Here is a 6,064-nt window from a genome sequence, read left to right on the forward strand (position 1 = left end):
TTTTTCAACGGCCTGCTAGAGAGGCTTGCTGGCCGTCAGGCCCAGGCGCCAGTGATGGCGCTGGCTGTCTCCCACGCGCTGTCCGTCCTTGAGTCCCAGCCATTCGATTTCGGGGGTGATGCGATAGGGGCCCCAGCGCAGGGTTTGATTGGCCGAAATGCCCAGGAATTCGCCCTTGGGCGCGTCGCTGCCTGGCTTGTGTGAGCCCAGGCTGTAATGGAGCTGGCCGGTATGCAGCTTGATCTGGCGCTGCGACTGGGCATCGAGCAGGCCGAGCGTGAGCACCTCCGAGCCGCCGCCGAAGACGCTGCCGATCCAGCGCCCGCCGTTCGTCAAGCCCTGCGGGTAGTAGGCGTTGTCGTAGCCGGCGATGCGGTGCTTGTTGTCGTAGATGGCATCGACGCTGGTGTCTGCATATTCGGCGAAGGCCCGGTAGCGGCCCTGGGCCAACCAGGTCTCGATCCCGAACAGGCTCATGAAGCGATAGGGCAGCGGGATGCCGCTGCCGGCGGAATCCTCGCCCATCAACTGCACATAGGCGGCGCAGTTGCGCCGGGTCGGGCAGCGCAGCCGCAGGTCGTAGCCGGCGATCTGCGAGCTGCTGTCAACCGGATTGCTGGCGTCCTGGTTGGTGCTTTGGCCGAGCAGGGACTTGACATAGGTGTTGAAGTCCTGCGGCCGGCCCTTGCCGCCGAACTGGACCGCGCGGCTCAGGCCGACCTCGGCCCAAGACGCGGGCCGGAAGGTCATGCGCATGCCGGTGTAGAGGTAGCCTTCGGGCTGATTGGCCACCACGACCGGATCTTGCGCCCGGGCCACGAAGCCCTCCAGCGTCCAGGGACCGAGCCAGGACAGCCAGGGTGATTCCGAACGCTGGACGCTGGCGCGCTGCAGCCCGATCCCGATCCAGGCCGGACTGTTGTGGCCGTTGACCAGGCTCGATTGCCAGCCGGGGCCCCACCAGTTCTGGTGCGCGAATGCCTGCAGGTTGACGCCCTTCCATTCGAGCACGGCGGCGGCATTGTCGGGACGCAGCTGGACCTGCCCTTCCTTGCCCAGCCCGGAGAATTCGGTTTGCAGCGAGTTGGGGCTTTGCTCGAGCTTGAGGCCGATGCGGCCGGCGAACGATGACGATTCGCCGCGCCATTGCGCCTGGTCGCTGGCCAGGCTGAAGGAACTGCCCGGGGTATAGTTCTGGCCAAAGCCACCGGCGCCTTCGACGCGATTGCGCAATTGAACGCTGGTTTGCACCGTCTGCAGGTGCTGCTCGAGGGCGCGCTGCAGGTAGGCCAGGGCTTGTGCCTGTTCGGCATTGGCCGGCTGCACCGCATTGAGCGCGTCCTGCACGGCGGCGGCCGGCAAGGGCCAGTGGCTGGTGGTCAGCGGCAGGCCGGCTTCGTCAGCCAGCAGCTGCAGATAGTGGCGGGCCTGCCAGGACGGGGTGTAGGGTACCGAGGCCTGCGGCGTTCCGGCCCCTGCCATACTGGATGCCGCCATGGCTACCGCAATGACGATGCCTTTAATCACCGCGTTCTCCATTTGTTATCCTGTATCAGATTAGCGGGATATTGTACTGAGGCTGGTTATTGCAAAGACGCTAGCCTAATTCGATTGAAATGATTAACTGATGAGAAAAACAGCAATATCAATGATTGGCTTGCTCCTGGCCACCCAGGGCCATGCCGGTGGCAATGGCTGGAACACGGCCTCCGATCTGCTGGCCGTGGGCCTGCCGACGCTGGCAGCGGCCTACACCTACCGCGACCGGGATGCCGATGGCGCGGCGCAGCTGGCCTGGTCCCTGGGCGCGACCGTCGCGAGCAGCGAGATCCTCAAGACCCAGGTCTCGGAGCTGCGGCCCGATCGCTCGGATGACAAGAGCTTTCCGTCCGGCCATACGGCGGTGGCGTTTGCCTCGGCGCGCTACCTGGACAAGCGCTATCCCGGACAGGTCAGTCCCTATCTGCTGTACGGTGCGGCCGGCCTGACGGCGCTGGCGCGGGTCCAGGCCGACAAGCATTACTGGAAGGACACGATCGCGGGTGGCGCCCTGGGCTATGCCTGGGCCGAGTACTTCACCGAAACCAGGGCCGGTGGACGCGTCAGCTTGCTGCCGGCCCCGACGGGTGTGACGGTGGCCTGGCAGCGTCCCTGGTAAGCGCTTCCATGAGGCCCTTGTTGCACAACCGCGCTCGGTCGCGGCTGGCATCCTTCGGCCATGCCTGGCGCGGCATCGGCGTCCTGCTGGCCGGCCAGGCCAATGCGCGGCTGCACCTGCTCGCCGCGCTGCTGGTCGTGGCCCTGGGTGCCTGGCTGGGCATCAGCGCGCTGGAATGGGCGCTGCTGTCGGCGGTGATCGGGCTGGTGCTGTGCGCCGAGGCGCTCAATACCGGCATCGAGATCGTGGTCGACCTGGTCTCGCCCGACTGGCATCGGCTGGCGCGCGACGCCAAGGACGTGGCAGCGGCCGGCGTGCTGCTGGCCAGCCTGGGTGCGCTGGCGACCGGCGGCTGGATCTTCCTGCCACGGTTGCTGGCCCGCTTCATGCCGGCTGGCTGAGGCATCCGGAATCCCCGCGCCACCTCGATGGCCTGGGCCTGGCGCGGGCCATTCAGGCGGCAAGCTGCAGAAAGCGTTCGGTCAGCAGCAAGGGAGCTGCGTGGCGGTGGTAGAGACAGCGGCGCGTCAGCCGCAGCTCTGAGGGGGCGCTGCCATGTCGATGCCAGCCTGTTCCGAGCGTGAATTCGAAGTCGCTGCGTTCGAGCACAGGGTCGCTGAACAGGAGTTCGCCCAGCGCCCGCGTGCCGAGCCGCTGCACCTCGTGCCAGGGGTTGTCCGGCGACCAGTGCGGGATTGCGCTGCGCGCCGCGACCAAGTCCAACCCGGGCGCGTGCAGCGTGACCTCGCGCACCCAGGCCGGGCTGCCGGGCGCCAGGCCCAGGCGCTCGGCCTCGTCGGGCAGCAAGTAGCTCGGACCCTCGTCGACCACCCGCACCGCCAGCCCAGGGTGGTGCAGGCGCAGGCGCAGCGTCAGGCTGCCGCGCTCGGTGAGCCAGGAGCGGGCTGCGGGCGAGTCGGTCAACGCCCGGAGATCGCCGGCTGCGACCCAGGACTCGGCCATGCACGGCAGGTGGTGCATGATTCAGAGGCTCCGTACCACTTCCAGCGCTTCCTCGATCCGCTCGACCGGGTGGATGGTCATGCCCTCGAGCGCCTTGGCCAGGCTGCTGTCCGACTTCTTGGGCAGGTTGGCCTTGGGCACGATGGCAATCTTGAAGCCGAGCTTGGCGGCTTCCTTCAGCCGTTCCTGGCCGCGTGGTGCCGGTCGCACCTCGCCGGCCAGGCCGACTTCGCCGAAGGCCAGGAAGCCCTGCGGCAGTGCCTTGCCGCGCAAGCTGGAGGCGATGGCCAGCAGCACCGCGAGGTCGGCCGCCGGCTCGCCGATGCGCACCCCGCCGACCGCGTTGACGAACACGTCCTGGTCGGCGCAGGAAACCCCAGCATGGCGGTGCAGCACTGCCAGCAGCATCGCCAGCCGGTCGCGGTCGAGGCCGACGCTCAGGCGACGCGGGCTCGGGCCGCCGCTGTCGACCAGGGCCTGGATCTCGACCAGCAGCGGGCGCGTGCCCTCGAGCGTCACCAGCACGCAGCTGCCCGGCACCGGCTGGCTGTGCTGGCTCAGGAAGATCGCGCTCGGGTTGCTGACGCCCTTGAGGCCCTTCTCGGTCATGGCGAAGACGCCGATCTCGTTGACCGCGCCGAAGCGGTTCTTGATCGCGCGGATCAGCCGGTAGCTGCTGTGCGTGTCGCCCTCGAAATAGAGCACGGTGTCGACCATGTGCTCGAGCACGCGCGGACCGGCCAGCGCGCCTTCCTTGGTCACATGGCCGACCAACACGATCGCGACCCCGCTGGCCTTGGCCGCGCGCGTCAGGTGCGCCGCGCATTCGCGCACCTGCGCCACCGAGCCCGGCGCCGAGCTGAGCTGGTCGGAGTAGACGGTCTGGATCGAGTCGATCACCGCGATCGCGGGCCGCTTGGCGTCGAGCGTGGCGAGGATCTTCTCGAGCTGGATCTCGGCCAGCACCTTGACCTGGCTGTTGTCCAGGCCGAGCCGGCGCGATCTGAGCGCGACCTGGGCGCCGCTTTCCTCGCCGGTGACATAGAGGGTGGACAGGTTGGCGCGCTGCAGCGCGTCGAGCGCCTGCAGCAGCAGCGTCGACTTGCCGATGCCGGGGTCGCCGCCGATCAGCACCACGCCGCCCTCGACGATGCCGCCGCCGAGCACCCGGTCGAGTTCGCTCAAGCCCGTTGGCGTGCGCTCGACGTCGGTGGCCTCGATCTCGCTGAGCACCGTGAGCTCGGACGCTGGCGCCAGGCCCTTCGGGCTACTGCTGAGGCGGTTCTTGCTGCCGCTGGGCGCCTCGGCAACGGTTTCCACCAGGCTGTTCCAGGCATTGCAGCTCGGGCATTTGCCGAGCCAGCGCGTGCTGCTGCCGCCGCATTCGTTGCAGACGTAGAGGGTCTTTTCCTTGGCCATGGCGGCGACTGTAGCAGCGTCAGCCGGGTCCCAGCAGGCGGCGCGCCGGCAGACAGGCGCAGCGGCTGGCCGGCCGGCTATAGTCCCTGCCCATGGAGCGGCGCGGCTGCCGGTCCGAGATTGAAAGGACATTGTCATGGTCGACGGGCGGTTGAATGCCGAGGCGATCTGGTCGGACCTGGAGGCGGTCCGCGCCCAGGCGCCGCTGGTGCACAGCATCACCAACTTCGTGGTGATGAACTTCAATGCCAATGCGCTGCTGGCCCTGGGTGCCGCGCCGGTGATGGCCCATGCCCACGAGGAAGTGGCCGACATGGTGGCGATCGCGCAGGCGTTGGTGCTCAATATCGGCACCCTGGAGCCGGATTGGATCTCGGCCATGCAGCTGGCCCTGCGGGCGGCGCAGGCCAAGGGCATTCCGGTTGTGCTGGATCCGGTCGGCGCTGGAGCTACGCCTTACCGCAACCAGGCCTTGCAGGCCCTGCTGCAGACCGGCGCGCCGTCGGTGTTGCGCGGCAATGGCTCGGAAATCATGAGCGTGGCGGGGCTGGCCGCTGCCACCAAGGGGGTGGACAGCGCGGCCTCGTCGCACGAGGCGGTCGGCGCGGCCCAGGCCCTGGCGCGCGACTGGGGTTCGGTGGTCTGCGTCAGCGGTGCGACCGACCATGTCGTCGATGCCGGCGGGCGCCATGCGGCCCTGTCCAACGGCCATCCCTGGATGACCCGGGTCACTGGCGTGGGCTGCTCGGCCAGCGCCCTGATCGGCGCCTTCGCTGCGGTCCAGCCCGACCGCTGGCGCGCGACGGTCTCGGCCATGGCCTGTCTGGGCGTGGTCGGCGAGCTGGCGGTCGAGCGCACCCAGGCCGCGGGCGCCGGCGTGGGCCGGCTGCAGATCGAGCTGCTCGACGGGCTGCAGCTGCTGTCGCATGACGATTTCGTCGCCCGCCTCAAGCTGGCCTGCCATGGCTGAGGCGCCGCTCGCCATCGCGCGGATTGACGCCCGGCTGCGCCTGCACCTGGTGACCGACGCGGTGCAATGCGGCGAGCGCGGCCTGCTCGCCGTGGTGCAGTCCGCCGTCCGCGGCGGCGTCACCTGCGTGCAGCTGCGCGAGAAGAGCCTCGACACCCGGGCCTTCGTCGAGCGGGCGCGCGCGCTCAAGGCCCTGCTGTCGCCCCTGCGCATTCCGCTGCTGGTCAACGACCGGGTCGACGTGGCGCTGGCCGCCGGCGCCGACGGGGTCCATGTCGGCCAGAGCGACATGGCGCCGCAGGATGTCAGGCGCCTGATGCCCGGCGCGCTGATCGGGCTGTCGATCGAGTCCTGGCAGCAGATGCACGAGGCCGAACGGGCGCCGGTGGACTACTACGGCATCAGCCCGGTGTTTGCCACTTCCAGCAAGGCCGATGCCGCACCCGCGCTGGGCCTGGCAGGCCTGCAGCAGTTGCGCCGCATGACCGCCAGGCCCCTGGTGGCCATAGGCGGCATCCAGGTCGGCAATGTCGCTGCGGTGATGGCGGCGGGGG

General features: G+C 68.9%; 7 protein-coding genes. 4 read left to right on the forward strand and 3 right to left on the reverse strand.

Annotated features, from left to right (window positions below; all coding sequences use genetic code 11):
• Nucleotides 1-15: 15 nt before the first annotated feature.
• Nucleotides 16-1,497 (reverse strand): capsule assembly Wzi family protein, encoded by a 1,482-nt coding sequence (locus C6P64_RS16235; protein ID WP_170073132.1) that lies wholly within the window; start codon nt 1,495-1,497, stop codon nt 16-18.
• Between the two features lie 151 nt (nt 1,498-1,648).
• Between C6P64_RS16235 and C6P64_RS16240 the strand changes: the two genes are divergently transcribed.
• Both C6P64_RS16240 and C6P64_RS16245 read left to right on the forward strand, forming a co-directional pair.
• The gene (locus C6P64_RS16240) at nt 1,649-2,158 is read left to right on the forward strand and encodes a phosphatase PAP2 family protein (RefSeq protein WP_105749586.1); all 510 of its coding nucleotides are present in this window, start codon (nt 1,649-1,651) and stop codon (nt 2,156-2,158) included.
• A gap of 8 nt (nt 2,159-2,166) precedes the next feature.
• Entirely contained in the window at nt 2,167-2,559 is a 393-nt protein-coding gene (locus C6P64_RS16245; protein ID WP_105749587.1) for a diacylglycerol kinase, read from the forward strand.
• A 52-nt stretch (nt 2,560-2,611) separates the two neighbouring features.
• Here C6P64_RS16245 and C6P64_RS16250 read toward each other — a convergent pair whose 3' ends face one another.
• Nucleotides 2,612-3,139 carry a chorismate--pyruvate lyase family protein gene (locus tag C6P64_RS16250; RefSeq protein ID WP_105749588.1) on the reverse strand — a complete coding sequence of 176 codons (528 nt, stop codon included), beginning with the start codon at nt 3,137-3,139 and terminating at the stop codon, nt 2,612-2,614.
• 3 nt (nt 3,140-3,142) lie between these two features.
• Nucleotides 3,143-4,540: a DNA repair protein RadA gene (gene radA, locus C6P64_RS16255; protein WP_105749589.1), complete on the reverse strand. Its 1,398-nt coding sequence runs from the start codon at nt 4,538-4,540 to the stop codon at nt 3,143-3,145.
• 136 nt (nt 4,541-4,676) lie between these two features.
• On the opposite strand from radA, the gene thiM reads away from it, so the two are divergent.
• Both thiM and thiE read left to right on the forward strand, forming a co-directional pair.
• Nucleotides 4,677-5,510, forward strand: a complete 834-nt coding sequence (gene thiM, locus C6P64_RS16260) for a hydroxyethylthiazole kinase (RefSeq protein WP_105749590.1) — start codon at nt 4,677-4,679, stop codon at nt 5,508-5,510.
• The coding region (gene thiE, locus C6P64_RS16265; RefSeq protein WP_105749591.1) for a thiamine phosphate synthase at nt 5,503-6,064 on the forward strand (562 nt) is incomplete at its 3' end. The genes thiM and thiE, both read left to right, overlap by 8 nt.

Source organism: Malikia granosa, from assembly GCF_002980595.1.
Classification (GTDB): domain Bacteria; phylum Pseudomonadota; class Gammaproteobacteria; order Burkholderiales; family Burkholderiaceae_C; genus Malikia; species Malikia granosa.